23 protein-coding genes and 1 pseudogene are annotated in these 26,306 nt (G+C 68.5%); 11 read left to right on the top strand and 13 right to left on the bottom strand.

What is annotated here, in order from left to right; all coding sequences use genetic code 11:
• Window positions 1-99: 99 nt before the first annotated feature.
• Entirely contained in the window at window positions 100-933 is an 834-nt protein-coding gene (locus WDM94_15725) for a methyltransferase domain-containing protein (protein ID MEJ0014024.1), read from the top strand.
• On the opposite strand, the gene WDM94_15720 is transcribed toward WDM94_15725, so the two are convergent.
• On the bottom strand, window positions 930-2,168 hold the full coding sequence (locus WDM94_15720; protein ID MEJ0014023.1) for a glycerate kinase: 1,239 nt from the start codon (window positions 2,166-2,168) through the stop codon (window positions 930-932). The genes WDM94_15725 and WDM94_15720 overlap by 4 nt on opposite strands.
• A gap of 40 nt (window positions 2,169-2,208) precedes the next feature.
• Between WDM94_15720 and WDM94_15715 the strand changes: the two genes are divergently transcribed.
• Window positions 2,209-3,573, top strand: coding sequence for an FGGY family carbohydrate kinase (locus WDM94_15715; GenBank protein MEJ0014022.1), 1,365 nt, complete (start codon window positions 2,209-2,211; stop codon window positions 3,571-3,573).
• A gap of 73 nt (window positions 3,574-3,646) precedes the next feature.
• Here the strand turns inward: WDM94_15715 and WDM94_15710 are convergent, their stop codons facing one another.
• Window positions 3,647-4,570 (bottom strand): carbohydrate kinase, encoded by a 924-nt coding sequence (locus WDM94_15710; protein ID MEJ0014021.1) that lies wholly within the window; start codon window positions 4,568-4,570, stop codon window positions 3,647-3,649.
• Window positions 4,571-4,654: 84 nt separating this feature from the next.
• Here WDM94_15710 and WDM94_15705 point away from each other — a divergent pair, with 84 nt between their 5' ends.
• The 3 genes and pseudogenes from WDM94_15705 to WDM94_15695 all read left to right on the top strand — a co-directional run bounded on the left by WDM94_15705 (window position 4,655) and on the right by WDM94_15695 (window position 7,263).
• Complete coding sequence (locus WDM94_15705) at window positions 4,655-5,677, top strand: GNAT family N-acetyltransferase (protein MEJ0014020.1); 1,023 nt, start codon at window positions 4,655-4,657, stop codon at window positions 5,675-5,677.
• Window positions 5,572-5,973 (top strand): annotated as a pseudogene (locus tag WDM94_15700) (GNAT family N-acetyltransferase). The gene WDM94_15705 and the pseudogene WDM94_15700 overlap by 106 nt, the downstream one beginning before the upstream one ends.
• Window positions 5,974-7,263, top strand: coding sequence for a GNAT family N-acetyltransferase (locus WDM94_15695; GenBank protein MEJ0014019.1), 1,290 nt, complete (start codon window positions 5,974-5,976; stop codon window positions 7,261-7,263).
• Here the strand turns inward: WDM94_15695 and WDM94_15690 are convergent.
• Genes WDM94_15690 through WDM94_15680 form a run of 3 tightly spaced genes read right to left on the bottom strand, consistent with a single transcriptional unit; the run spans window position 7,176 to window position 9,764 of the window.
• Entirely contained in the window at window positions 7,176-8,024 is an 849-nt protein-coding gene (locus WDM94_15690; GenBank protein ID MEJ0014018.1) for a hypothetical protein, read from the bottom strand. The genes WDM94_15695 and WDM94_15690 overlap by 88 nt on opposite strands.
• A 5-nt stretch (window positions 8,025-8,029) precedes the next feature.
• Entirely contained in the window at window positions 8,030-8,461 is a 432-nt protein-coding gene (locus WDM94_15685) for an FAD-dependent monooxygenase (GenBank protein MEJ0014017.1), read from the bottom strand.
• A gap of 16 nt (window positions 8,462-8,477) precedes the next feature.
• Window positions 8,478-9,764: an ATP-grasp domain-containing protein gene (locus WDM94_15680; GenBank protein MEJ0014016.1), complete on the bottom strand. Its 1,287-nt coding sequence runs from the start codon at window positions 9,762-9,764 to the stop codon at window positions 8,478-8,480.
• A 354-nt stretch (window positions 9,765-10,118) separates the two neighbouring features.
• Between WDM94_15680 and WDM94_15675 the strand changes: the two genes are divergently transcribed.
• The 3 genes from WDM94_15675 to WDM94_15665 are packed head-to-tail and all read left to right on the top strand — an operon-like array spanning window position 10,119 to window position 12,513.
• On the top strand, window positions 10,119-10,874 hold the full coding sequence (locus WDM94_15675) for a class I adenylate-forming enzyme family protein (protein ID MEJ0014015.1): 756 nt from the start codon (window positions 10,119-10,121) through the stop codon (window positions 10,872-10,874).
• A gap of 12 nt (window positions 10,875-10,886) precedes the next feature.
• Window positions 10,887-11,942, top strand: a complete 1,056-nt coding sequence (locus tag WDM94_15670; protein MEJ0014014.1) for a polysaccharide deacetylase family protein — start codon at window positions 10,887-10,889, stop codon at window positions 11,940-11,942.
• 25 nt (window positions 11,943-11,967) lie between these two features.
• Entirely contained in the window at window positions 11,968-12,513 is a 546-nt protein-coding gene (locus WDM94_15665; GenBank protein ID MEJ0014013.1) for an NAD-dependent epimerase/dehydratase family protein, read from the top strand.
• A gap of 176 nt (window positions 12,514-12,689) precedes the next feature.
• On the opposite strand, the gene WDM94_15660 is transcribed toward WDM94_15665, so the two are convergent.
• Window positions 12,690-13,865, bottom strand: coding sequence for a fumarylacetoacetate hydrolase family protein (locus tag WDM94_15660; protein MEJ0014012.1), 1,176 nt, complete (start codon window positions 13,863-13,865; stop codon window positions 12,690-12,692).
• A gap of 27 nt (window positions 13,866-13,892) precedes the next feature.
• The gene (locus WDM94_15655) at window positions 13,893-15,812 is read right to left on the bottom strand and encodes a CHASE3 domain-containing protein (GenBank protein ID MEJ0014011.1); all 1,920 of its coding nucleotides are present in this window, start codon (window positions 15,810-15,812) and stop codon (window positions 13,893-13,895) included.
• A 108-nt stretch (window positions 15,813-15,920) separates the two neighbouring features.
• On the opposite strand from WDM94_15655, the gene WDM94_15650 reads away from it, so the two are divergent.
• Entirely contained in the window at window positions 15,921-16,277 is a 357-nt protein-coding gene (locus WDM94_15650; GenBank protein MEJ0014010.1) for a response regulator, read from the top strand.
• A gap of 224 nt (window positions 16,278-16,501) precedes the next feature.
• Here WDM94_15650 and WDM94_15645 read toward each other — a convergent pair whose 3' ends face one another.
• A complete protein-coding gene (locus tag WDM94_15645) occupies window positions 16,502-18,073 on the bottom strand; it encodes an altronate dehydratase family protein (GenBank protein ID MEJ0014009.1) in 1,572 nt (523 codons plus the stop codon).
• Between the two features lie 205 nt (window positions 18,074-18,278).
• Between WDM94_15645 and WDM94_15640 the strand changes: the two genes are divergently transcribed.
• Window positions 18,279-19,103, top strand: a complete 825-nt coding sequence (locus WDM94_15640; GenBank protein ID MEJ0014008.1) for an oxidoreductase — start codon at window positions 18,279-18,281, stop codon at window positions 19,101-19,103.
• On the opposite strand, the gene WDM94_15635 is transcribed toward WDM94_15640, so the two are convergent.
• Both WDM94_15635 and WDM94_15630 read right to left on the bottom strand, forming a co-directional pair.
• Window positions 19,100-19,996, bottom strand: coding sequence for a ribokinase (locus WDM94_15635; protein ID MEJ0014007.1), 897 nt, complete (start codon window positions 19,994-19,996; stop codon window positions 19,100-19,102). The two genes, WDM94_15640 and WDM94_15635, sit on opposite strands and share 4 nt — an antisense overlap.
• A gap of 217 nt (window positions 19,997-20,213) precedes the next feature.
• Complete coding sequence (locus tag WDM94_15630; GenBank protein MEJ0014006.1) at window positions 20,214-20,399, bottom strand: tautomerase family protein; 186 nt, start codon at window positions 20,397-20,399, stop codon at window positions 20,214-20,216.
• Between the two features lie 154 nt (window positions 20,400-20,553).
• On the opposite strand from WDM94_15630, the gene pyc reads away from it, so the two are divergent.
• Window positions 20,554-24,012 carry a pyruvate carboxylase gene (gene pyc / locus WDM94_15625; protein ID MEJ0014005.1) on the top strand — a complete coding sequence of 1,153 codons (3,459 nt, stop codon included), beginning with the start codon at window positions 20,554-20,556 and terminating at the stop codon, window positions 24,010-24,012.
• On the opposite strand, the gene WDM94_15620 is transcribed toward pyc, so the two are convergent.
• The 3 genes from WDM94_15620 to WDM94_15610 all read right to left on the bottom strand — a co-directional run bounded on the left by WDM94_15620 (window position 24,009) and on the right by WDM94_15610 (window position 26,233).
• Entirely contained in the window at window positions 24,009-24,389 is a 381-nt protein-coding gene (locus WDM94_15620) for a DoxX family protein (protein ID MEJ0014004.1), read from the bottom strand. The genes pyc and WDM94_15620 overlap by 4 nt on opposite strands.
• A gap of 23 nt (window positions 24,390-24,412) precedes the next feature.
• The gene (locus tag WDM94_15615; protein ID MEJ0014003.1) at window positions 24,413-25,252 is read right to left on the bottom strand and encodes an aldo/keto reductase; all 840 of its coding nucleotides are present in this window, start codon (window positions 25,250-25,252) and stop codon (window positions 24,413-24,415) included.
• 111 nt (window positions 25,253-25,363) lie between these two features.
• Window positions 25,364-26,233, bottom strand: a complete 870-nt coding sequence (locus tag WDM94_15610; GenBank protein ID MEJ0014002.1) for a VOC family protein — start codon at window positions 26,231-26,233, stop codon at window positions 25,364-25,366.
• Window positions 26,234-26,306: the final 73 nt, after the last annotated feature.

The raw sequence follows: 26,306 nt of genomic DNA, 5'->3' as shown, positions 1-26,306 counted from the left end.
GCCATTTGCTATAGTTTGCCATACGATCAAATCGGCTGTCGCGGCATAAACCTGCACCTCGAAATTTGCGGGAAATGCGCGGTCGGCGGGAGGCTCTGCGTGGTTGGCGAGGCGGGCGGCGAGCGCACCGACAACTGGTCGCGGGTCGAGGGCGCGGAGCGCGTCGCGGAGGCCGCGGCGAAGCTCGATCAGCTCGGCGGCTCGGCGGCCGAGATGCGCGTGCGCGCCCGCGCGCTCGACATGCTGGCGCTGAAGCCGGGGGAGATCGTCATCGACGTCGGCGCCGGGACCGGCGTGATGACCGTGGAGCTGGCGCGGCGCGTGGCGCCCGGAGGCCGCGTGTTCGCGGTCGATCCTTCCGTCGGCCTGCTCGACCATGCGCGCATCCTGACGCGCGACGCCGGCATCGGGCATCTCGTCGATATCCGCGTTGCCGACGGCCGCGCGCTGCCTTTCGGTGCGGCGTTCGATGCGGCCGTCTGCCACTGGGTGCTGCTGCACGTCGACAAGCCGCAGGACGTCATCGCCGAGATGCGGCGCGTCACGCGGCGCGGCGGCCGGGTGATGGCGATCGAAGTCGACTGGGAGACCGCGATGGTGCACCCCGGCGAGCGCACCGTCACACGCCGCATCTTGAATCACTCCGCCGACCGCAGCCTCGACGCGTGGATCGGGCGGCGGCTGCCCGGGCTGTTCGCTACGGCCGGCTTCGCGGAGGTGGTGGCGCAGCCGATGCTGCTCACCGACCAGGGCACGACCGACCGGGCGTGGCTGGAGTTTCTGCTGCAGCGGGCAGACATGGCGCTCGATGCCGCGGTGATCACGCGCGACGATTACTCCGCGTGGACGGACGGACTGGAACGCGCCTTCGCGGCCGGCACGTTTTTCTTTGCGCTGGTGCAGTTCGCGGTGATCGGGCGGATCGCGCCCTAGAGCACGAGGATCGCGCGGAAGTCGTTGACATTGGTCAGCGTCGGGCCGGTGACGACGAGATCGCCCAGCGCCGCGAACACCGGATACATGTCGTTCCGCTGCAGGGCGCCGGCGAAGTCGAGGCCGGCGGCCTTGGCGCGAGCCAGCGTATCCGGCGCGATGAAGGCGCCGGCGTTGTCCTCGCTGCCGTCGATGCCGTCGGTGTCGCCGGCAAGGGCGAAGACGCTGGCGGCGCCGTTGAGGCCGAGTGCGAGGCCGGCGAGGAATTCGCCGTTGCGCCCACCGCGGCCCTTGCCGACCACGGTCACGGTCGTCTCGCCGCCGGAGAGCAGCACGACAGGCCGTTCCGCGACGAGCGCGGTTGCCGCCATGGAGCGGCCGACGTCGCGGGCTTCGCCCTCGATGGCGTCGCCGAGCAGGATCGGCGCGATGCCTTGCGAGTGCGCGTATTCCGCGGCCGCGTCTAAGCTTCCCTGCGGCGAGGCGATCATGATCGTCGTGGCGTTGGTCAGTTGCTTGGGCGTCTCGTCCTTCGCCGCGGCGAGGCGCGCGGTCACCGACGCCGGCGGAACGATGGCGTATTTCGCGATGACGGCGCGGGCGTCGGCGAAGGTGGTCGGGTCGGCGACGGTCGGGCCCGAGGCGACGATGCTCGGGTCGTCGCCGGGCACGTCGGAGATCAGTAGCGTCACGACGCGCGCCGGAAACGCCGCGGCGGCGAGGCGGCCGCCCTTGATGGCGGAGAGATGCTTGCGGACGGTGTTCATCTCGCCGATTGCCGCACCGGAGTTGAGCAGCGCGCGGTTCACCGCCTGCTTGTCGGCAAGCGACAGGCCCTCGGCCGGGAGCGCCAGCAGCGCCGAGCCGCCACCGGAGATGAGGCAGAGCACGAGATCGTCGGGTCCGGCGCCCCTCGCCAATTCGAGGATGCGGCGCGCGGCATCGGCGCCGGCCGCGTCCGGCACGGGATGCGATGCCTCGACGATCTCGATGCGGCGGCACGGAACGCCGTGGCCGTAGCGGGTGACGACGAGGCCGGAAAGCGGAGCGTCGGCCGGCCAGTTGTCCTCGACGGCGCGCGCCATCGCGGCGGATGCCTTGCCGGCGCCAAGCACGATGGTGCGGCCCTTGGGCGGGTGCGGCAGGTGGGCCGGCACGACGCGCGCCGGCAGCGCCGCCGCGACCGCGCGGTCGAAAAGGGCACGGAGAAATGCGCGCTCGCTGCCGGAAATCATCGCGTCCTGATCGGCCAAAGCGGTGTTACCGTCAACCCGCATGCACTTCCTCGGCATCGATATCGGCACATCGGCGGTGAAGGCCGTCCTCGTCAACGAGGCGCAGGCGGTGGTCGCGCAGGCGAGCGCGCCCATCGCGACGCGCCAGCCGCGCCCGGGCTGGTCGGAGCAGGAGCCGGAGGATTGGTGGCGGGCGACGGAGCGCGTGGTCGGCCATCTCTACAACGAGGCCACCGCCGCGTTTCTGGATACACGCGCGATCGGCCTGTCCGGTCAGATGCACGGTGCGGTCATACTCGATGCCGGCGGCCTGCCGGTCCGGCCGGCGATGGTCTGGAATGACGGCCGTGCCGTAGCCGAGTGCGCGGTGCTGACCGACGCGGTGCCGGGTTTGGCCGAAATTGCCGGCGTCATCGCGATGCCGGGGTTCACCGCGCCGAAGCTTATGTGGCTGCGAACGCATGAGCCGGAGAATTTCGCGCGCATTCGCCGCGTCGTGCTGGCGAAGGATTTCGTGCGCTTGCGCCTCACGGGTGAGATCGCGACCGACACGTGCGACGCCGCCGGCACGCTGATCCTCGATGAGGCGCGGCGTGACTGGTCGGATGCGATCCTTGCCGCGGTCGGCGTGGCACGGGAGCAGATGCCGCGGCTGCTGGAAGGAAATGCGGTATCCGGGTTGCTGCGGCCGGGCATCGCGGCGTCGTGGGGGTTGCGCCATCCGGTCGTCGTGGCCGCCGGCGGCGGAGACTCTGCGGCCGGCGCGGTCGGCATCGGCGCGATCGACGACGGAGACTCGTTTCTCTCGCTCGGAACGTCGGCGCAGATTTTCGTGACGCGCGATCGGTACGAGCCGAAGCCGGCGACGTTGATTCACGCATTCGCGCATGTGCTGCCGGGGTCGATGGTTCGAGCAGGGCGGCGCTGCTCAACGGCGCGGCGCTCTCGACTGGATCGCGCGGGTCGTCGGCGCGGATGTCGAGACGTTGCTGGCGCAAGCGGAGGCGCGGTTCGCGGGGCCGGCGAGCGTGATGTTCCTGCCGTATCTCGCCGGCGAGCGGACGCCGCTCAAACGATCCGGATGCGCGCGGCGCGTTTGCCGGGCTGGAGTAATGCGACGTCGCCGCTCGATCTGGTCCAGGCCGTGCTGGATGGCGTGGCGCTGTCGCTGGCCGACGGGCAGCAAGCCTTTGGCAATGCAGCCCTTTCGCCGCTGCCGATGATCGGTGGCGGGGCGCGCAGCCGGTTCTGGATGCGGCTGATTTCCGCGGCGATGGGGCGTCCGTTGCTGAGGGTTTCCGGCGGCGACAACGGGCCGGCGTTCGGTGCCGCGAGGCTGGCGCGGATGGCGGTTTCCGGGGAAACGCCGGAAGCGGTTTGCACCAAGCCGGCGTGGAGGAGGTGATCGAGCCCGATCCGGAGTTGCAGGCGGCGTTATGCCGAGCGGCTCGTAGTTTTCCGGCGGCTCTATCGCTCGCTCAAGGCAGCTCGTTGAGCCATGGCGGGTTGGCGCCGGGGCGCGAGACGGTGACCGCCGCTGCATTGGCGGCAAAGGTCAGGGCATCGGTGAGTTCGTCCGCGCTCAGTTGCGCCATGCGCGCTTTGGTCAGCAGCGTCTTCTGGTCGAGGCGAGCGAGGGTCGCGGCGCTGAAGGTGTCGCCCGCGCCGACGGTGTCGGCGACTTTCACCGCGATGCCCGGGACGCTGACTTTGGCATGGTGCGAAATCGCGACGGCGCCGTCGCCGCCCTTGGTGAGCACCACGATCTTTGCGCCGAGCTTCAGATAGCGGGCGGCGAGGTCATCGAAGGACAGCGACTCGTGCAGCCACGCGAGATCCTCCTCGCTCAGCTTGACGATGTCGGCCATCGCGACAAGGCGATCGATGCGGGCGAGGTAGCCGTCGCGATTCTTGATCAGCGTCGGGCGGACGTTGACGTCGAGGGAGATCACGCGGTCGGCGAATTCGCGCTGCATCAGATATTCGAGCGTCGAGCCGCACGGTTCCTCGGCGAGGCTGAAGGAGCCGAAGTGGAGGGCGGTCACTGTCTTGGGCAGCGCGGGGACGTCGTTCTCGGTCAGCATCCTGCCCGCCGAATGTTCGTCGAAGAAGGCGTAGCGCGCGTTGCCCTCCGACAGGCTGACGAAGGCCAGCGTGGTCGGGCGGTCGCTGAAATTTGCGAGGCTGGTGTCGACGCCGGAGGCGTGCAGCGAGCGGCGCAGGATGTCGCCGAAAAGATCGGTCGAGAGGCCGCCGAAGAATCCCGCCGGCGTGCCGAGGCGGCCGATGGCGATGGCGACGTTGAACGGCGAGCCGCCGGCGAACGGGGCGAAAACGGCCGATCCGTCAGTCGCCTGGCGGGGCAGGAAATCGATCAGGGCTTCGCCGCAGGAGACGATCATGCCGGGAGGCTAACACAAGCTGCGCGGCCGATTCCGGTGCTGAATGCGATCTTAACCAAAACCGGAAAATTGCATGTCTTTCCAATGGTGTTAGCACCTACAACAGGGCTCCCAGCGGGCGGAAAAATCATGTCAGTGGTCGAGGAACGCCAGGCCCTTTTCGATCCGCGGATCGACGCGAAATCGGCCGGACGTTCGGCTGCTCGCGGCCTGGATGGGCACCTCGGCCTGACAATCGTACATGACCTCGCCGAGATGGAAACCGTCTGGCGCGCCTTCGAGGCGACGGCCGACTGCACGGCGTTCCAGACCTACGATTGGCATGCGGCGTGGCAGTGGCACATCGGCGCCCAACGCGGCGTGATCCCGGCGATCGTCGTCGGGCGGGCACGGGGCAAGGTTGCCTTCATCCTGCCGCTGGCGATCGAGCGCGGTCGCATCGTGCGCCGGCTGATCTGGCATGCCTCGGAGCTTTGCGACTACAACGCGCCGCTGCTCGCGCCGGATTTCGCCGACGCCGTCACGGGCGACTTCGGTGCTGTGTTCGGGCAGGCGATGCGCGCAATCGCGGCAGAGACGCCGTTCGACGCGGTGGTGCTGACGAGGATGCCGGCCGTGGTCGGCGCCCAGCGCAACCCGATGCTCGATCTCGATGCGACGCTCAATCCGAGCGGCGCGTATCTCATGGCCATCGCCGGGCCGTGGGAGAAATTCTACAAGGACAAGCGTTCGTCGGCGACGCGGCGGCACGATCGCTCCAAGCGCAAGCGTCTCGCCGAGTTCGGGGCGGTGGAATTCGTGACCGCGGTCGAGCCCTGCGATATCGAGAAGACACTTGACGCGCTGTTCGCGCAAAAGGCGGCGTCGTTCGCGACCCGCGGTGTTTCCAATTTCCTGGCGCGGCCCGGCACGCGCGATTTCTTCCGCGCGCTCGGCGCCGATCCGGCCTTTCGCGACATCCTGCATGTCGCGCGGCTGAAGGTGGGGTCACGGCCGCGACCAATCTCGGGCTGGTCTTCCGCGGCCGCTACTATCACGTGCTGGCAAGCTATGACGCCGGGCCGGTGGCGCGCTTCGGGCCAGGCACGGCGCACCTGCACGAATTGATCGGCTACGCCATCGGCCGCGGCTGCACGACCTTCGACTTCACGGTCGGCGATGAACCGTACAAGCGCGACTGGTGCGACAGCGAACTGAGCCTTTACGATTTCCGCGCAGCGACGAGCCGGCGCGGCCGGCTGGCGGTGACGGCTTCGGTCGCAGCGGCGCGGATGAAACGTTTCGTGAAGCAGACGCCGCTGCTGTCCCAGGCGGTCTACCGTTCACGCATTGCGATCGCCTCGCTCAGGCGAGGTCGCGGCGATACTGCCGCCAGCCACGACGAACCAGCAGGGAATCCCTAAGTGTCCAGCCGCCACGCTCTTGTTTCACACGCCGACGGGTTTGCGCCTGTCCTTCTGCAGGCGTTCGTTCCGGCGGAACGCGCGCCGACGGAACAAAGCATCGAGATCGGCATCGTCGGCGACCTCGCTGGGGTCGAGGCCGAATGGCGAGCGCTTGAAAAGATCGCCGACGGCACGCCCTTCCAGACCTTCGACTGGCTCGCCACCTGGCAGCGCCATGTCGGGGCCGCCAACGGCAACCGCCCGGCGATCGTCACAGGTCGCGACCGCGAGGGCAATCTTCTCTTCATCTTCGCGCTGGCGATCGAGCGCAAGCTCGGCGTGCGCTGCCTGACATGGCTGGGCTCGGCGCTCTGCGACTACAACGGGCCGCTGCTTCGGCAGGACTTCGCGGCGCGCGTCGGCGCCAATTTCCCACTGCTGTGGCGCCAGATTCTGGCGCTGCTCAGGGCGCATCCGGATTTTCGTTTCGACTACGTCGACCTGTCGAAGATGGTCGACGCCGTTGGCGGGCAGCGCAACCCGTTCTTCGATCTCGATGTGCAGCCGAATCCGAACGGCGCCTATGTTGCCAACCTCGGCGACAATTGGGATGCGTACTACGCTGCCAAGCGCTCAGGGCCGACGCGCAAGAAGGAACGCAAGCAGCTCAAGCAGCTCGGCGAGCACGGCGCTGTCGCCTTCTCCACCGTGCACGAGCCCGCGGATATCGCGGCGACGGTAGAGACGCTCATGATGCAGAAGTCGCGCTCCTTCACGCGGCTCGGCGTCGCCAACAATTTCGAGCGGCCGGGTCATCGGGCGTTTTATCTCGACCTCGTGTCCAATCCGCAGGCGCAGGATCTCATCGAGGTCAGCCGTCTCGACGTCGGGGCGACGATCGCCGCCACGAGCCTCGGGCTGCGCTTCGGCGACGGCTACTATCTGGTGCTTTCCAGCTACCAGGACGGCGAGCTTGCGCGTTTCGGTCCCGGACGGGCGCACCTCAACGAGCTCATCCGGCACACCATCGACGCCAAGATGCGGCGCTTCGATTTCACCATCGGCGACGAACCCTATAAGCGCGACTGGGCCGACGGCGTCGTGCGGCCGCACGATCATCTCGCGGCGGCGACGCTCCGCGGCCGCGCGATGGTCGCTGCGATCCTGGGCTTCCGGGCGGCGAAGCGGTTCGTCAAGCAAACGCCGATGCTGTGGGAGGCTTATAGCCGCCTGCGGGCGTGGCGCGGAGCGCGGGCGGCGGGGAAGCAGACCGCGGTGCCCGTGGCGGACAACGCCGAAGCCGAGTAGGCCCGACGGCCCTTCAGGAATTTGATGTCTGCGGGCGTGCCGGCGCTGCCGCGGCAAGGCGATCGCGGAGTTTTGCTACGCCGAGCTGGCGGGCGACGTGGTTGGCGAAGCGGCGGGCCCGCCAGAGGATGCTCGTATCCGTCGCGATCGAGCGGACGTATTGGGCCATCGCGGTCGAGGCGGCGTCGGAGGCCTGCTTGACGGGGTCGTCGTAGAAGGCCGCGATTTTTTTCGGCGTCCATGCCGGGGGTCGCCAGCCACGCCGGGATGTGGAGGTGGCAGAGGCGCTCGGCGTCGGTCAGCGCCTTGCCCGAGCCGGTGCCGGCCGCCGGGCACGAGGTCGCGAAGGCGTCGCCGATGACGACGATGCCGGCCTGCCGGTGTCCGCCGGTGACGGTGAGATCGACCGGGCGGATCTTGACGTCGCCGTCGACCGCGAAGGGGCCGACGAGCTCGGCGAGTTCCGGCATCGCCTCGAGCAGGGTCGCAACCGGGGCGTGACGCATCGCCTTCAGCCACGGATCGCGCATGTCGCGGTAGACGAAGAAGTTGGCGCGCATGGTGTCGCCGACGGGGAACATCGACAGGTACGCGATGCGTTCGTCGAGCCGCGACGGATACACGGTCAGCGCCGGGAAGGCGAACCGCGGCCGGCCCACGGGCGTGAGATCGAAGCCGATGGTGATCGAATGATTGGGGCTGACGACGTAGCGCGTGATGCCGAGCGTGTGGCGGAGGCCGACGTTGAGGCCGGTCGCCATGACGATCAGCCGCGCCAGATTTCGTCGCCGTTGGCGAGCGTCACCTGCTGGCGTTGCTCGCCGGTCGCGATCGCCGCGGCCTTGCTTTCGACCAGGGGAACCGCCGGCGGGATGGCGCCGCGGATCGCATTCACCAGCGTGTCGTAGTGGAAATAATACTGGCCGAGCGTCTTCCTCTCGACATGGGCGGGCCCGCGACGGGCGATCCACACGTCGCCGCTCGTCGATGAGGCACGCCGCACCGCATCCTCGAGGCCGGTGGTCGTGAGCACGCGCACCTGGTCGCGGTCGAGTTTCTCGCAGCGGAAATCGGGCGGGTAGACCGGGTGCGGATCGACCAGCAGCGCGTCGATGTCGGCACGGCCGAGCATCGCGGCGGTGGCGGAGCCAGCGAGACCGCCGCCGATGATTGCTATGTCCGTTTGCCGGGTGACCACGGGTCTGGCTCCGTCGTTAATGCTTGAGACTGCGAAGGCGCGCCGGCAGGCGGCGGCTGAGGTAGCGCCACAGGACGAGCGGCAGGTCGGCGATTGCGGGCAGGGGATCGTTGCCGGAGAAGGCCGCGAAGACGATCGGCTTGCGGAACACCGACAGGTAGTCGCGGATGCTGAGGTTGCCGCGCGCCCATTCTTGCGCGGCGGCGACGATGTCGCGCGACAGATGCATCCAGACGACGCCGGGGCGGGCGCGGACGAGCGGCAGCAGCGGCTCGCCGACGGCGAGGCGCCAGGCGAGATAGGGGAAATCGACGCCGGCGGCGGCGCCGAGCGCGGTCCACGACCAGGCACGCGGATTGACGTCGAGAATCTTGTAGCGGCGGTCGCGGTCGTCGTACTTGAACTCGACCTCGACCAGGCCGCTGTAGTCGAGCGACTTCAGGAATTTGACGGCCGCGGCTTCGACCTCGGGCCGGTCGACGGTCTCGACGCAGGTGCTGGTGTAGCCGAAGTCGACGGGATATTGCCGCGTGCGGCGCGCGACCAGCGAGGCGACGGGGGCGCCGCGATCCCAAAGGGCGGCATAGGAAAACTGGTGCATGCCGTCGCCGGGGATCAGCTCCTGCAGCACCACCGCCGGCGCGCCGACCATCGCCACGGCGCGGTCGTAGAGGGCGAGCAGCGCGGCGCGGTCGCCGGCGCGCCAGACCTTGGCGAGGGTGAAGGCGTTGGTGGTGTCGCGGCTGGTCGGCTTGAGGATCACCGGGTAGGCGAAGTCCTGCGCGGCGACGTCGTCGCGGTCCTTCGGGTAGAAGCTGCGCGGCGCATCGACGCCGACGGTGGCGGCGCGCTCGTAGGTGAGGCGCTTGTCGTGGGCCCAGCGGGTCGTTTCCCACGGCGGCGTGGTCAGACGGAACACGGCGGCGAGTTCGTCGTGATGCTCGGCGACGAGCTTCACCTCGGCGTCGCCGCCGGCGAACAGGACCCAGTTTTCGAGTTTGTTGGTGCGGGCGATGGCGATGAGTTTGGCGACGGCGTCGGGCTCGTCGCTCGACCAGGCGACGGTCTTCGCACGGAAGCGCGAGAAGCGGACGACCGGATGGCCACCGGTCGCGACCCACACCGGAATGCCGCGCTCGCCGAGACTGCGCGCGATCGCGAGCGAACCGTGCGCGCCGCCGATGATGAGCGCGCCGGGCAGCCTGGTGCCGGGCTTTTCCGCGGCCGAGAGTTGGGGATTAACGGCGCCCAGTGCGGCCGAAGCATCGGCAACCTCGCCGGGGTGCAGTTTGCGCTCGTTCAACACGGAATTCCGCCTTGTCCCGCCGCCGCTTTCGCGTCCGAATTCGTCGCCACGCCTTCGGTCATGGAGGCGTGCCGTGCCGCTTCCACCGCGGCACTATTGGCACTTTCGGCGTTAGGGGAAACGACTGACTAACTTTAACCTTAAAGACATCGCTCACCCGTCGCGGTTGGCCCGATCGTGCAACGTATCGCGCGCCTGGCGGGCGAGCGGGCCATGCCGGTTCGACCGTCCGCCTCCGGTTAACGTTAATAGCTCCCATTCGATGCTCTGCGTTTACGATAGCGGGGGTTTCGCTTTGTCACGCCCGAGTGCGGTCGATACGGTCGCGCGCGAAGGATGACCGGGCGGGACATGCGCTTAGAGCAGTATCTCAACGACAGTGCCGTGCGCTTCGCCAAGCGGATCGCCGTGGTGGCCGGCGGACGCGAGCATTCGTATGGTGAGCTCGCGCGGAGCTCGAACCGCGTCGCGGCGGCGCTGGCGGCCCGCGGCATCGGGCGGGGCGATCGCGTCGCGCTTTTCATGGACGATAATTTCGAGGCGGTGGTCTGCGCCTTCGCCGTGCTGAAGGCGGGCGCGGTGGCGACGCCGATCGAGCCGACGACGGACGCCGACGCCCTGGCGCGGGCGCTGGTGCGCACGGGCGCAGTGGCAATCGCGACCGAGGCGCGGCTGGCATCGGTGGCGGCGTTGGCGACGGCGCGCGCGCGTGCCATCCGGCTGGTGCTGCTGTGCGGCGGCGACCGCGCGACCGCGAGCGCGAGCTGCATGATTTTCGAGGACATCGCCGGCGGCATCGGGCCCGGCCCCGAGCTCAAGCGGGCGGGCCCGGCCTCCGATCTGGCGCTGCTGATGTCGTCGCCGGGGCCGGATGGCGCACCCGCCGAATCGGGACTGACGCATGCCGAAGTCATCGCGGCGGCAGGCGTGACGCCGCAGGAGAAACGCGCGTTTTCGGCGGTGCTCAGCTATTACGGCCTTTGCCAGTTGTTCGCCACGGTGCGGGCCGGCGCGACGCTGGTGCTGGCGACGCCGTCGGCACTCCGCCGCGCGCTTGCCGCGCAGATCGCCGACGATGACGGCGCCGTTCCGGCGCTGGTGGCATAGGGGAGGCGGGCATTGGCCGACCGGAAATCCGTTTTTCGCGCCGGGCTCGACACGCTCTACTTCAGCGGCGCGCATCGCGTGGCGCGGCAGTTCCTGGCCGGCGAGGGCGCCATCCTCACCTTCCATCGCGTGCGGCCGGCGCGCGCCGATCCGTTCCAGCCGAACGGCAGTCTCGAAATCACGCCGCAGTTTCTCGACGAGGTGCTGACGTCGCTCCGCGCCGAGGGTATCGAGATCGTGACGCTCGACGAGGTGCATCGGCGGCTGATGGCCGGCGAGCGCACGCGCCGCTTCGTCGCGCTGACCTTCGACGACGGCTTCCGCGACAATCTCGAATTTGCCTGGCCGGTGCTGAAGCGGCACCAGGCGCCGTTCACGATCTACGTGCCGTCCGACTTTGCCGAGGGACGCGGCGAGCTGTGGTGGATCGTGCTCGAGATGGCGATCGCGCAGCACGACCAGATCGAGGTGACGCTCGACGGCGCCGAGCATGTCTTCGACTGCCCAACGGCGGAGACGAAGCAGGCGACGTTCGAGGCGATCTACCGGCACCTCAGGACGCGCGAGACCGAAGCCGAGCTCCGGCAGGTCTGCCGCGAGCTGGCGTTCGGCTACGGCATCGACATCGGCAAACTCTGCCGCGAGACGTGCATGGGCTGGGACGAGCTGGCGTTCCTCGCCAACGATCCGCTGGTCACCATCGGTGCGCACACCGTGATGCATCCGATCCTGATGAAGCTTTCGGCCGAGGCGGCGCGGGCGGAGATGCTCGACGGGGCGCGTGCGATCGCCGCCAATCTCGGCAAGATGCCGGCGCACTTCGCCTATCCGGTCGGCGGCACCGATGCGGCGGGGCCGCGCGAATTCGCGATGGCCGCAGGGGCCGGGTTCAAGACGGCGGTGACGACGCGGCCGGGCGTGCTGTTCCACGACCACGCGCGGTACCTGACGGCGCTGCCGCGGATATCGGTCAACGGCGCGTTCCAGCGCATGCGCTATCTCGACGTGCTGCTTTCGGGCGCGCCGTCGGCGCTGATCAACCGCTTCCGCCGCGTCGCCGCTGCGTGATACCGCTCTCTCCGAGGAGAGACGCGTGGCCATCGTCATCACCGGTTCGGAAGGCAACATCGGGCGGCGCCTGAAGGCCGCGTTCCCGGGCGCGATCGGCATCGACGTGCTGCCGGGCGCCGACATCGTTGCCGATCTTGCGACCATCGATTTCGAGCGCCGGCTGATCGGCGATGCACTGCGGAATGCGGATGCGGTGGTGCATCTCGCGACCAGCGCCAATCCCGACGCGCCGGACGATGTGCACTGGACGGCGGTGGCGAATGCGGCGCGGCTGTTCGCGGCCTCCGCCGCGGCCGGCGTGCCGGTGATCGTGGCCGCGTCGTCGGACTGGGCGGAGCCGCGCAACGGGCGGGCGGTCAACGCGTACGGGATGTCGAAGCGCGCGATCGAGGCGATGTGCGCGATGTACGCGCTGGCACCGGACCGGCGCGCGGTGGCCCTGCGCGTTGGCTGGGTGCCGGCGTCGGCGGCGGCGCTGGAGGGCGCGGAGGATTGGCTGCGCGCGAATTATTGGGACGATGCGCGGCTGGTGAAGGAATTCCGGATTGCATTGGGGATGAAGGAGTAGCTTCCCCGCCACTGTCATCCTTCGGCGGCGCGGAGCGCCGTCCGGAGGACCGATGTCCTCATGATTCGCTGTCAGATAGTTTGCCGAAGCTGGTCCTCCGGTCGAGGCCTCGGCTTCGCCGAAGGATGACAGTGGAGGGGAGGTGCGTGGGAATGAGGAACGCCCGGAGCATGAGGCTAGATCAGCTTCCGCTTCGCCAGATTCCGCATCAGGGCCGCTGCGCCAAATGTCCACGGTTCGGCCTCATGCGTCGCCACGACGCGGTTCGAGAGGCGGCCGAGCTTGGGCGAGGCGATGGTGACGATGTCGCCCTTCTTGTGGGTGAAGCCCTGGCCCTTGGCGTCGCGGTCTTCGACGGGCGCGAACATCGTGCCGAGGTAGAGGGCGACGCCGTCGGGGTAGCGGTGGTTTGGACCAATGGTGGCCGCCATGAGGTCGGCGGGATCGCGGCTGATGCGGCTCATCTGGCTGCCGCCGCGGAGCGCGAAACCTTCCTCGCCGTCGACCGACAGATCGACCTGCGCCTTGCGGACGTCGTCGAGCGAGAAGTGGCGGTCGAAGAGGCGGAGGAACGGGCCGATCGCGGCGCTGGCGTTGTTGTCTTTCGCCTTGCCGAGCAGGAGCGCGGAGCGGCCTTCGAAGTCGCGGAGGTTGACGTCGTTGCCGAGCGCGGCGCCGACGATCGTCCCGGCCGAGCTGGCGACGATGACGACTTCCGGCTCGGGATTGTTCCAGCTCGAGCCGGGGTGGACGCCGATCTCGGCGAGGTGGCCGACGGCGGCCATGGGCGGCGCCTTGGTGAAGATTTCGGCGTCGGGGCCGATGCCGACCTCGAGGTATTGCGACCACATGCCCTTGTCGATGAGCAACTGCTTCAGCGCCATCGCCTCTTTCGAGCCGGGCTTGAGGCGGGAGAGATCGTCGCCGATGACGGCGCCGATGTCGCGGCGGATCGCCGGGGCGAGGTCGGGGGCGCCGCGCGCCTTTTCCTCGATGACGCGCTCCAGCATCGAGACGGCGAAGGTGACGCCGGCGGCTTTTATTGCCTGCAGGTCGGTCGGTGCGAGCAGCCACGGCTGCGAGGCGTTGCGCCGGTCGCGCGGCGTGTTGGCAAGGATGGCGGCGAGCAGGCCGACCGGCTCGCCCTCGGCATCGTGGGCGAGGGCGGCCGGAAGCGGCGCCTCGCAGAGGTCGCGCATGGTCGGCACCGTCGCCGAGATGTCGACCAGCTCGGCGCCGCGGAGCGCCACGACCGAGGGGCCGTCGCGATCGGGACGCCAGACGCGGCCGACCAGCGCCGCCTGCTCGTGGTCGTCGGGGAGGGCGAACGCCGCATGCGTGTCGAGGGGCATTGTCGTCTCCCGCTTGTGCCGGTTGTCTTATTTCGCGGCGCCGCTGCCGTCGAGCATCTCGCGGACCTTGCGGGCGAGGTCGTGCTGGGCGAACGGCTTCGACAGAAGCTGGACGCCGGGGTCGAGGCGGCCGTGGTGGATGATGGCGTTCCGCGTGTAGCCCGTGGTGAACAGCACGGGCAGCTCGGGGCGGAGCGCCAGTGCGCGGTTGGCGAGTTCGCGGCCGCTCATGCCGGGCAGCACGACGTCGGTGAACAGGAGATCGACGCTCGGCTCGTATTTCAGGATGCGCAGCGCCGCCTCGGCCTCGGCGGCTTCGAGCACGGTGTAGCCCAGCTCCTGCAGTGCGCCGCGGGCGAAGTCGCGGACGCCCTCGTTGTCCTCGACCAGCAGAATAGTCTCGCGGGCGGAGCCGCGCGGAGCCGGTGCCGCCGATGCTGGGCGCGGTGCGGGGACCGAGGCCGCGGCCTCGTCCTGCAGCATGCGCGGCAGGTAGAGTTTCACGGTCGTGCCGTGGCCGACCTCGCTGTAGATGCGGACGTGGCCGCCGGATTGCTTAACGAAGCCGTGGACCATGGCGAGGCCCAAGCCGGAGCCTTGGCCGGCGGGCTTGGTGGTGAAGAACGGCTCGAAGGCGCGTTCGAGCAGCTCGGGCGGGATGCCGCCGCCGGTGTCGGCGATGCTGAGCAGGACGTATTGCCCGGGCGTCACGTCGCCGAACTGGCGGGCGTAGGCCTCGTCGAGATACGTGTTGGCCGTCTCGATGGTGAGGCGGCCGCCTTCCGGCATGGCGTCGCGGGCGTTGACGCAAAGATTGATCAGCGCGTTCTCGACCTGGTTGGCATCGGCGAGTGTCGGCCACAGGCCGGCGGCCAGGATCGTCTCGACGTTGATGGTCTCGCCAAGGGTGCGGCTGAGAAGATCGGACATGCCGGCGACCAGCCGGTTGAGGTCGAGGCGCGTCGGGTCCAGCGCCTGGCGGCGGGAGAAGGCGAGCAGGCGGTGCGTCAACTGCGCGGCATTGCGCGCGCCTTGCAGCGCAAGGTCGACGGGCTTGGCCAGCGCGGTCGCGAAGGCCGCGATGTCGGTCTGCTGCGCGCTGTCGGCGAGGCGGCGCTTCAGCGTGTCGAGGTTGCCGATGATGATGGTCAGCAGGTTGTTGAAGTCATGCGCGATGCCGCCGGTAAGCTGGCCGACGGCCTCGATCTTCTGCGCCTGGCGCAGCGTCTCCTGTGTCTCGCGGCGGAGCGTCACCTCGGCTTCCAGCTCGGTCGCGCGCTGGCGCGCCTCGGCCAGCGCACTGCGGGCGGCGTTGGCGAGGAAAGCGGCCAGCGCCATGGCGGCGGCGAGGCTGGCGATGACCAGACCGAGCAGCCAGGCGCGGGCGGCGGCGGCGGCGTCCTGGCGCACCATCAGCGTGTCGCGCTCGCTGTCGCTGATCTGCTGGATGACGATGCGGATCTGGTCCATCGCCGTCTTGCCCTGGCCGGCGATGACCATGTCGCGGGCGGCGGCGGTCTGGCCGGCGCGGTTGAGATCGATGGTGTGGGCGGCGATGGCGAGGCGCGTGTCGACCAGCGGGCGGAGCGCGATCACGCGCGCGGCCTGGTCGGGGTCGCCCTCGGTCTCCTCGGTCAGCGCGTCGAGGACGCGGTCGAGCGTGTCGCGAGCGGTGTTGTAGGGCTCGAGGTACGATTCGTCGTTGGTGAGCAGGTAGCCGCGCTGGCCGGTCTCGGCATCCTGCAGGGTGCTGAGCAGCCGGGTCGCGACCTGGCGGATCATGTAGCTCTGGGTGACCAGCCGATCGGCTTCCGTGGAGCGCAGCGCCATGTACACCGCGGCGGCGCCGGCGACGACCACCAGCGCAAAGGCGGCAACGAGCACACCGGCGTAAGACGCACGGCGGCTCCATCGGCCGCGCCAGAACTGCTGCCAGAAATCAGCCAACCGCGGCTCCAAGCGCATGATCGCGATGGGGATACTAGGTCGCGGCGCCGCGGCGCGCTATGTTCCCCGGCGCATCCTTAACGTTATGCCGCAGAGAAAACGCCCCCCATGAGCCGCGTGCTCGTGCTCGACGACGAACCGCTGATTGCGATGATGCTGGAAGACTGGCTGGCCGAGCTTGGCCACCAGACACTCGGCCCGGCACGGACCATCGCCGCGGCCCTCGAACTGGTGGAAAACGGGGCGCCGGAGGCCGCCATCCTCGATCTGTCGATCAACGGGGAGATGTCGTACGCGGTGGCCGAGCGGCTGGCGGTGCGCGGGATTCCGTTCGCGTTTGCCACCGGGCACGGCGCCGCGCGGCTGCAGGCGCCGTACGATGCGGTGCCGATGCTTGGCAAGCCGTTCGACTTTGCGGGGGTGAAGGCGATCGTGGCGAAGCTGACTGGCGGCGCAGGCGGCTAAGTCATCGCCCACCATCTCGGGCGTTTGGGATGGGAGAGACACCCCTCCCCAAACCGCCTTTGGCGGTTTGACCCTCCCGCAAGGGGAGGGTTCGCTTCGCTGCGCGACCGAGACTCCGCCCGTTGAGCCCTCCGCTTGTGGGAGGGCCAAAGCCGCATCGCGGTTTTGGGAGGGGTGTCTCTCCTGCCCAAGATTCCCAACGCTATTTCAACGCCGAGAGGCGCCTACATCACCGCGCCGATTTGCCAGGGCACGAATTCGTTATCGCCGTAGCCGAGTTCCTCAGACTTCGACTTTTCGCCTGAGGCCACTGCGATGACCTTGTCGAGAATCTCGCGGCCCTTCTGCTCGATCGAGACGCCGTCGAGGATGTCGCCGCAGTTGACGTCCATGTCCTCGGTCTGGCGGATCCAGGTGTCGTTGTTGGTGGCGAGCTTGATCGACGGCGCCGGCTTGAAGCCGAAGGCGGAGCCGCGGCCGGTGGTGAAGGCGATGACGTTGCAGCCCGAGGCGACCTGGCCGGTGACGCCGACCGGATCGTAGCCTGGCGAATCCATGAAGACGAAGCCGCGGGTCGTGATCGGCTCGGCGTAGTGGTAGACGCCGCGCATCGTGGTGGTGCCGCCCTTGGCAGCGGCGCCCAGCGACTTTTCGAGGATCGTGGTGAGGCCTCCGGCCTTGTTGCCGGGCGAGGGGTTGTTGTTCATCTCGCCCTTGTTGCGGGCGGTGTAGTCTTCCCACCACTTGATGATGCCGACGAGCTTCTCGCCGATCTCGCGGGTGGCGGCGCGGCGCGTCAGCAGGTGCTCGGCGCCGTAGATCTCGGGCGTCTCGCAGAGCACCGCGGTGCCGCCCTGCTCGACCAACAGGTCGGCGGCGAAGCCCAGCGCCGGGTTGGCGGTGATGCCGGAGTAGCCGTCGGAGCCGCCGCACTGCAGCGCCAGCATCAGCTCGGAAACGGGCAGCGTCTCGCGGCGGGCGGCGTCGGCGGTGGGCAGCATCTCCTTGATCATCTCGATGCCGCGCTGGACGGTCTTGCGCGTGCCGCCCGTGGCCTGGATGGTCATGGTGCGGAACATGTCGTGTTCCTTCATCCCGTACTCGTCGACGAGATCGGGGATCTGCATCACCTCGCAGCCGAGGCCGACCATGAGTGCGCCGCCGAGGTTCGGGTGCGTGGCGTAGCCCCACTCGGTGCGCTGCATGACCTGGAAGCCTTCCGAGCCCTTGCCCGCCATGCCGCAGCCGGAGCCCTGTACGAACGGGACGACGCCGTCGATGTGCGGGTAGTCGTCGAGGATGCCGGAGCGGTTGAACTCGTCGGCGATGAAGCGGGCGACGGAGGCCGAGCAATTCACGCTGGTGAGGATGCCGATGTAATTGCGCGTGCCGACCTTGCCGTTTTTGCGCCTGTAGCCCTCGAAGGTGCGGCGCTGCTCGAGCGGCAGCACATGCTCGGGCTCTGCGGCCTCGGCGAAATGATAGTCGCGGGCGAAATCGTGGACGCCGCAGTTGTGGGTGTGGACGTGCTCGCCGGGGCGGATGTCGGCGGTGGCGAAGCCGATGATCTGGCCGAATTTTTTCACCGGCTCGCCGGTCCGGATCGCGATCGTCGCCATCTTGTGGCCCTTGGGCACGCGGCTGATGGCGGTGACGCCCTCGGCGACGGCGCCGACCAGAATCGGGTCAACCGAGACGATGACGTTGTCGGCGGGATTGAGCCGCAGGACGCGGGGATTCCTGGCGCGCTCGGAAAGGCCGGGCATCGTCACAATGGCATCGGTCGGCGGCGTCATCGGCATTGCTTTCCGGCCGCCGGAGCAGCCATTTCGCACTGGGCAGACAAGATATGGCAGGACTTGCCCCTGCGGTGCAATTACGCCGCGGAACCGTAAGGTCAAGCTGGCATCCGGGGCTATGTCAGGCAGGCGCGGCTTGCAGGGAAGCGGTTAACGCCACAGCTATAGGTTTGGGCCGCGGCGCGTGCCCGGAGGGCGTCACATGAAGACGGCACTGGTCACGGGAGCCTCGTCCGGCATCGGCGAGGCGATTGCGCGGCAGCTTCTGGCGGACGGGTATCGCGTTTACGCCGGGGCGCGGCGGACGGAGCGCATGGCCGATCTTGCCGCGGCGGGAGCGAAGCTTCTGGCGCTCGACGTTACCGACGATGCCTCGATGAAGGCGGCCATCGCCGCGATCGAGGCGGAGAGCGGCGGCATCGACGTGCTGGTCAACAACGCCGGCTATGGCTCCTACGGTTCGCTCGAGGAGGTGCCGATCGACGAGGGACGGCGGCAGTTCGAGGTCAACGTCTTCGGCCTGGCGCGGCTGACGCAGCTCGTCTTGCCGGGCATGCGGACGCGGCGCGATGGCGCCATCGTCAACATCAGCTCGATGGGCGGCAAAATCTACGAGCCGTTCGGCGCCTGGTATCACGCGACGAAATTCGCGGTGGAAGGGATGAGCGACAGCCTGCGGCTGGAACTGGCGCCGTTCGGCATCCGCGTCATCCTGATCGAGCCGGGCGGCATCCGAACCGAGTGGAGCGGCATCTCGCGGGACAATCTGCTGCAGCACTCGGGCTCGGGGCCATATGCGAAACAGGCGCAGGCGCATGCGCGTCTGCTTGGCAGCGCCGATACCTCGTCGCTGGTGTCGCCGCCGGAGGTCGTGGCGCGCACGGTGTCGCAGTCGCTGAAGGCGCGGCGGCCGCGCACGCGCTACGCCAGCGGCGGCGGGGCGCGGCCGATCCTGTGGCTGCGGCGGCTGTTGCCGGACAAGGCGATGGACGCGCTGCTGCGGCTGATGTTCCGCGTCGCGTCCTAGCGCGCGGCGGCCTCTATCTCGCTGCGCGTCGGGAAGCTCGGCTGGGCGCCGGCTTTGGTCGTTGCCAGCGATCCGGCGACGGCGGCCTTGGTCATGGCGGCGCGCATGTCGGCGCCTTCGTCGAGATACGCGGCGAGCACGCCGCAGAAGGTGTCGCCGGCGCCGGTGGTATCGACCGGCGTTACGGCGAGCGCCGGGACGCGGATCAGGGCGCCTTCGTGGACGGCGACGGCACCCTCGGCGCCGAGCGTCGCGATGACGGTGCGGCCGAGGCGGCGGGCCAGGGCCGTGGCGGTCGCGTCGGCGCCCTTGGCCGAGACGCCGAGGTGGTGCGCCAGATCGGCGGCCTCGTGCTCGTTGACGATGATGGTGTCGAAGGCGGCGATGTCTTCCGCCGCCAGCGCCGTGTAGGGCGCGAGCGACAGCACGACGCGGGTGCCGGCGGCGCGTGCGGCCTTGGCGGCGGCGAGGCTTTCGGGGAACGGCACCTCCATCTGCAGCAGCAGCGTGTCGCGCGGGCCGAACGCGTCGGCCGGGATCGAGGCGGCGCCGGCGTGGCCGTTGGCGCCGGGCGCGATGACGATGGCGTTCTCGCCCTTTTCATCGACGGTGATGAGGGCGAGGCCGGTAGTGTGCGGCAGGCGGGAGACGCCGGTCAGCTCGACGCCGGCCGGCTTCAGCTCGAGCAGGGCGGTGTCAGCGAAGGCGTCGTAGCCGATCGCGCCATACATGCGGACCCTGGCGCCGGCGCGGCGGGCGGCGAGCGCCTGGTTGGCGCCCTTGCCGCCGGGGATCAGCGCGTAGTCGGAGCCGCGCACCGTCTCGCCCGGGCCGGGCGTGCGCTGGACGCGGGTGACGAGATCGACGTTGATCGAGCCGAAGACGACGATCATCTGATGTTCCTCGCGGTCGTCGCGTGTCACCTCTCCCTGAGGGAGAGGGCTTCGGATCTTGTGGGCGAAGCGAACAGAGACGAAGGGTGAGGGGTTAGGGACCCCTCGGCCCAAACTCCTGTCCCTAACCCCTCACCCCATTCGCCTAGTTCGCTTCGCTCTCAACGCTCATGGCCCTCTCCCTCCAGGGAGAAGGGTTCTGAGTTTGAGCCGCGACCTAGCGTTCGGTGAACGGGACGCCGCCCTTGGCCTTGGAGTCTTTCGCCGACTCGACGATCTGGACGGTGACCGCGTCGGGCGCCGTGCCGAAGTTTTTCACGACCGCGTCGGTGATGTCCTTCATCAGGCCCTTCTTCTGTTCCGCGGTGCGGCCCGCGACGGCGTAGACGTAAACTTCAGGCATGGTCGTTTCCTCTGGCAAAATCGGAGCGGCACTCTGGCCCACCGCGGGGGCATCCGGCAATGCTACTTCGCACCGCACAATTCCTGTTTTCGCAAACGCACAATCCGGCTAAGGATATGCCTTACCGGGCGTATTCCGGCGAGGGGCTGTCAGCGTGCGGATCAAGAAGATTCTGGTTGCCAACCGGTCCGAGATCGCCATCCGCGTCTTCCGGGCCGCCACCGAATTGGGCATGGGCACGGTCGCGGTCTTCTCGGAGGAAGACAAGCTCGCCCTCCATCGCTTCAAGGCAGACGAGGCCTACCAGATCGGCAAGCGGCCCGACGGCACCACGATGGGGCCGATCGAGGCGTATCTCTCCATTCCCGAAATCATCCGCGTGGCACGCGAGGCGAAGGTCGACGCGATCCATCCCGGCTATGGGCTGCTGTCGGAGAATCCCGACCTCGCGGAAGCCTGCGCCACCGCCGGCATCATCTTCATTGGGCCGACGCCCGACACGATGCGGATGCTGGGCGACAAGGTTTCGGCGCGCAATCTCGCGGTCTCGGTCGGCGTGCCGGTGATGCCGGCGACCGATCCGCTGCCGGACGACATGGCCGTGGTGAAGTCGGAGGCGGCGCGGATCGGCTATCCGGTGATGCTCAAGGCATCGTGGGGCGGCGGCGGGCGCGGCATGCGCGTCATTCCCGACGAGGAGACTCTCGTCAAGGACATCGGCGCGGCCAAGCGCGAGGCGAAGGCAGCGTTCGGCAAGGACGAGGTCTATCTCGAGAAGCTGGTCGAGCGGGCGCGACATGTCGAGGTGCAGATCCTCGCCGACAGCCATGGCTCGATCGTGCATCTGTTCGAGCGCGACTGCACCGTGCAGCGCCGACACCAGAAGGTGGTGGAGCGCGCGCCGGCGCCGTACCTCGACCAGGCGCAGCGGCAGGAGCTTTGCGGCTATGCCGTCGCGATCGCGCATGCGGCGAAGTACAAGGGTGCCGGCACCGTCGAGTTCCTGATGGATGCCGACAGCGGGCATTTCTATTTCATCGAAGTAAACCCGCGCATCCAGGTCGAGCACACCGTGACCGAGCAGGTCACCGGCATCGACATCGTCAAGGCGCAGATTCACATCGCGGAAGGCGCGGCGATCGGCGAGCCGGAATCGGGCGTGCCGCGGCAGGGCGAGATCAAGCTCAACGGCCACGCGCTGCAGTGCCGCATCACGACCGAGGACCCGGAGCAGAATTTCATCCCGGACTATGGCCGCATCACCGCCTATCGCGGCGCCACCGGCTTCGGCATCCGGCTCGACGGCGGCACGGCGTATTCCGGCGCGGTGATCACGCGCTTCTACGATCCGCTGCTCGAGAAGGTCACCGCGTGGGCGCCGACGCCCGGCGAGGCGATTGCGCGCATGACGCGGGCGCTCCGCGAATTCCGCATTCGCGGTGTGGCGACCAACCTGACGTTCCTGGAAAACGTCATCAACCATCCAAGCTTCCGCGACGCCAGCTACACGACGCGGTTCATCGATACGACGCCGGAGCTGTTCGCGTTCGTGAAGCGGCGCGATCGCGCGACCAAGCTGCTGACTTATATCGCCGACGTCACGGTCAATGGGCATCCGGATACGCGCGGGCGCACCAAGCCTGCCGCCGACGGGCTGACGGTGCCGCCGCCGCGTTTCGATGCGCTGCCGGCGCCGGGCACCAAGCAGCGGCTCGACCGCGACGGGCCGGACGGATTTGCGCGCTGGATGCGCGAGGAGAAGCGGGCGCTGGTCACCGACACGACGATGCGCGATGCGCACCAGTCGCTGCTCGCCACGCGCATGCGCAGCCACGACCTGACGGCGATCGCGTCGGCGTATGCCTCCGCGCTGCCGCAGCTCTTGTCATTGGAGTGCTGGGGCGGGGCGACGTTCGACGTCGCGATGCGTTTCCTCGCCGAGGACCCGTGGGAGCGGCTGCACGATATCCGCGAGAAGGTGCCGAACCTGCTCTTGCAGATGCTGCTGCGCGGTTCCAACGCCGTCGGCTACGCCAACTATGCCGACAACGTCGTGAAGTTTTTCGTGGCGCAGGCGGCGGACGCCGGCGTCGATCTGTTCCGGGTTTTCGACTGCCTGAACTGGGTCGAGAACATGCGCGTCTCGATGGACGCGGTGCGCGAGGCAGGGAAGCTCTGCGAAGGCGCTATGTGCTACACGGGTGACATCCTCGATCCCGACCGCGCCAAGTACAGCCTCAAGTATTACGTCGGGCTGGCAAAGGAACTGGAAGCAGCCGGCGCCAACATCATCGGCATCAAGGACATGGCCGGGCTGCTGAAGCCCGCGGCGGCGACCAAGCTGATCAAGACGCTGCGCGAGGAAAGCGGGCTGCCGTTCCATTTCCACACGCACGACACCTCGGGCATCGCGGCGGCGTCGATCGTGGCCGCGGTCGAGGCGGGCGTCGATGCCTTCGACGCGGCGATGGATTCGATGTCGGGGCTGACCTCGCAAGCGTGCCTCGGCGCGCTGGTCGAGGCGATCGCCGACACGGATCGTGACACCGGGCTCGATCCCGAAGCCATCCGGCGCATCTCGTTCTACTTCGAGGCGGTCAGGGCGAAGTACGTCGCCTTCGAGGCGGACTTCCGCGCCGGCGCGTCGGAGGTCTACCTGCACGAGATGCCGGGCGGGCAGTTCACCAACCTGAAGGAACAGGCGCGGTCACTGGGGCTCGATGCGCGCTGGCACGAGGTCGCGCGTACCTATGCCGACGTCAACATGATGTTCGGCGACATCGTCAAGGTGACGCCGTCGTCGAAGGTGGTCGGCGACATGGCGCTGATGATGGTGGCGTCGGACCTGACGCCGGCCGACGTGCTCGACCCGAAGAAGGAAATCGCGTTCCCCGAGTCGGTCGTGCAAATGATGCGCGGCGACCTCGGTCAGCCGCCGGGCGGGTGGCCGAAAGATTTGCAGCGGAAGATTCTGAAGGGCGCGCCGCCGATCACGGTCAGGCCGGGCTCGCTGCTGGCGCCGGCCGACCTCGAGGTGGAGCGCAAGACAGCGGCGGAGAAGGCGGGGACCGATATCGACGATCACGCGCTGGCGTCATACGTGATGTATCCGAAGGTGTTCACCGACTTCGCGCGCGCCGCCGACACCTACGGGCCGGTGAGCGTGCTGCCGACGCCGGTGTTCTTCTACGGCCTGCCGCCGGGCGAGGAAATCTCGATCGAGATTGAGCGCGGCAAGACGCTGGTGGTGCGGACGCAGGCGATCGGCGAGGTGGACGACCAGGGCCACCGCCGCGTCTTCTTCGAGATGAACGGCCAGCCGCGCGTCGCGCGCGTGCCCGACCGCGCGCACGGCGCGACGGGTGCGGAGGCGCGGCGCAAGGCCGAGGAGGGCAACCCTCTGCACGTCGCGGCGCCGATGCCGGGCGTGGTCTCGACGCTCGCGGTCAAGCCCGGCCAGGCGGTCAAGGCCGGCGACATGCTGCTTTCCATCGAGGCGATGAAGATGGAGACGGCGCTGACGGCGGAGAAGGACGGCACCGTCGCCGAGGTGCTGGTCAATGCGGGCAGCCAGATCGACGCGAAGGATCTGCTGGTGGTGTTCGCAGCCTAGGCGGCGAACAGCGGCCAGCGGCCCCATAGCGCGAGCGCGGCGAGGATCAGAAACACCACGTTGAGGACGATGGTGTCCCTGGTTTCACCGCGCATCGCGTGGAAGCCGATGGCGAGCACCTGAATCACGACAAAGCCCAGCGCGGCGAGCGGCGTCAGCCACGGCAGGATGCCGGTGAGCTGCGGCAGGATGATTCCGAGGGCGCCGGCAATTTCTACCACGCCAATGAAACGCACCAGCCAAGCTGGGACCTCCGCCGGCCACGGGAACATCTTGACGAGATCCGGAATCGATTTCGCCACCTTGATGTAGCCGGCGAAAGCGAAGAAGCCGGCCAACGCGATCTGGATGATCCAGAGGACGATGTTGAGAATCATGGCAGAGGCTCTCGATTGAGCGGCTAGAACAGGAACGCGGCCACCGCCGGGTCGGAGCCGTAGCGGCCCTTCACCGGATCGTCCATAGCGTCGAGCGCGCGGCGGTCGGCATCGTCGAGCGCGAAGTCGAACACCGCGATGTTCTCGCGGATGCGCGCCGGCGTCACCGACTTCGGGATCACGATCAGACCCTGGTCGAGGTGCCAGCGGATCATCACCTGCGCCGGCGAGCGCCCGTGCTTTTTTGCGATGGCGGCGACGGTGGGATCGTCGATCAGCCGGCCACTGCCGAGCGGGCTCCAGCTTTCGATGGCGATGTCGTGCTGGCGATGGTAGGCGCGCTTGTCGCGCTGCTGGAAACGCGGGTGGAGCTCGATCTGGTTGACCGCGGGCGTTACGCCGGTCTCGCCGATGATGCGCTCGAGGTGATCGAGATTGAAATTCGAGACTCCGATCGAGCGGACGCGGCCCTGGTCGCGCAGCTCGACCAGCGTCTTCCACGCTTCGACGTAAAGCCCGCGCGAAGGGATCGGCCAATGGATCAGAAACAGATCGAGCCGGTCGATCGCCAGGTCGTGCATGGTGGCGTCGAAAGCGCGGAGCGCCAAGTCACGCGCGTGCGAGCCGTTGCGCAGCTTGCTCGTGATGAACACCTCGCTGCGCGGCACGCCGCTTTCACGGAGCGCCTGGCCCACGCCGGCTTCATTGGCATAGCCTTCGGCCGTATCGATCGAACGATAGCCCGCGCTGAGCGCCTCGCGGCAGCAGCGCGCCGTGATCTCGGGCGGCACCTGCCAGACGCCGAAGCCCAACTGGGGAATGATGTTGCCGTCGTTCAGCGTGATTGTCGGCTGTGCTGCCAAGGTCGTTCTCCCTGAGGTGGGTCGCGGCGGAACTTAGTCGATGGGCTGTCGTGGGCAAGGCGCGGCGATGTTTTTTCGCCGGCCGCAGATTCTTTTCGGTGCCGATGGCGGCTAAGGGGCGATGCGCGCCTTGAGCAGGTTGCCGGCGGGGTCTTTCGTCTCGAAGCCGCCGGGGATCTCGGCGACGTCGCCAAGGCGCGTGCGCAGTGCGGCGAGATCAGCGGCCGTCGGCAGTTGCAGCGTGAAATGACGCAGGCCGGCCGAGCCCGGCGGCGCCTGCGGCACGCCGGTGCCGGCCCATGTGTTGAACGCGATGGCGTGCGGCTGGTAGCCGAGGCCAACGTCGCCCATGCGGACACGGCGGTTCAGGATAAGCGGCTCGAAGCCGACGGCCGGACCGTAGAACGTCGCGGCCTTGTCGAGATCGCCGACGTGGAGATGGATGTGGCCGATGCGCGTGCCGGCCGGGAGGGGCGCGCGCAGGTCGTCGTCGGGGGAAAGCTCGGCGAGGAGGCCGCGAACGTCGATGGCATCGCGCCCCGAGTGGCGGCGGCCGTCGGTGGTCAGCGCATAGTAGTTGTCGCCGTCGGATTTCATGACGCCGCGCCACGGCGTCTCGAAGGTCATCTCGATGCCGTTGCCGTCGGGGTCCCAGAGGTAGACCGCCTCGGAGACGAGATGGTCGGTCGGCGAATTCGGATAGCGGTTGGCGAGGAAGCGGGCGGTGACGCGCGCCAGCTCCTTGCGCGTCGGGACGTGGATGGCGACGTGGTAGAGGCCGCTGGTGTGAGGCACGACCGGGCGCTCTGCGCCGGGCTCGAGCACGATCAGCGGCCGGCCGCCGGCGCCGAGGGCGATCGTGCCGGCGTCGCGGCCGATCTCGGTCAGGCCGACGAGATCGCGCCAGACGATGAGGGCGCGGTCGCCGTCAGTGACGGCGATATGGACGGGGCCGAGTTTCGTGGCGAGTGGAAGCTGCACTATCGGCGATCCTAACCGTCCCGGGGCCGGGGGGAAGCAGGCACGCGCGAGTGACCGAGGCACTCGCGGTAAA

This window comes from Bauldia sp. (assembly GCA_037200845.1).
Classification (GTDB): Bacteria; Pseudomonadota; Alphaproteobacteria; order Rhizobiales; family Kaistiaceae; genus DASZQY01.
The sequence above is the reverse complement of the archived record's forward strand: the minus strand, read 5'-3'. Positions and strand labels throughout refer to the sequence as shown.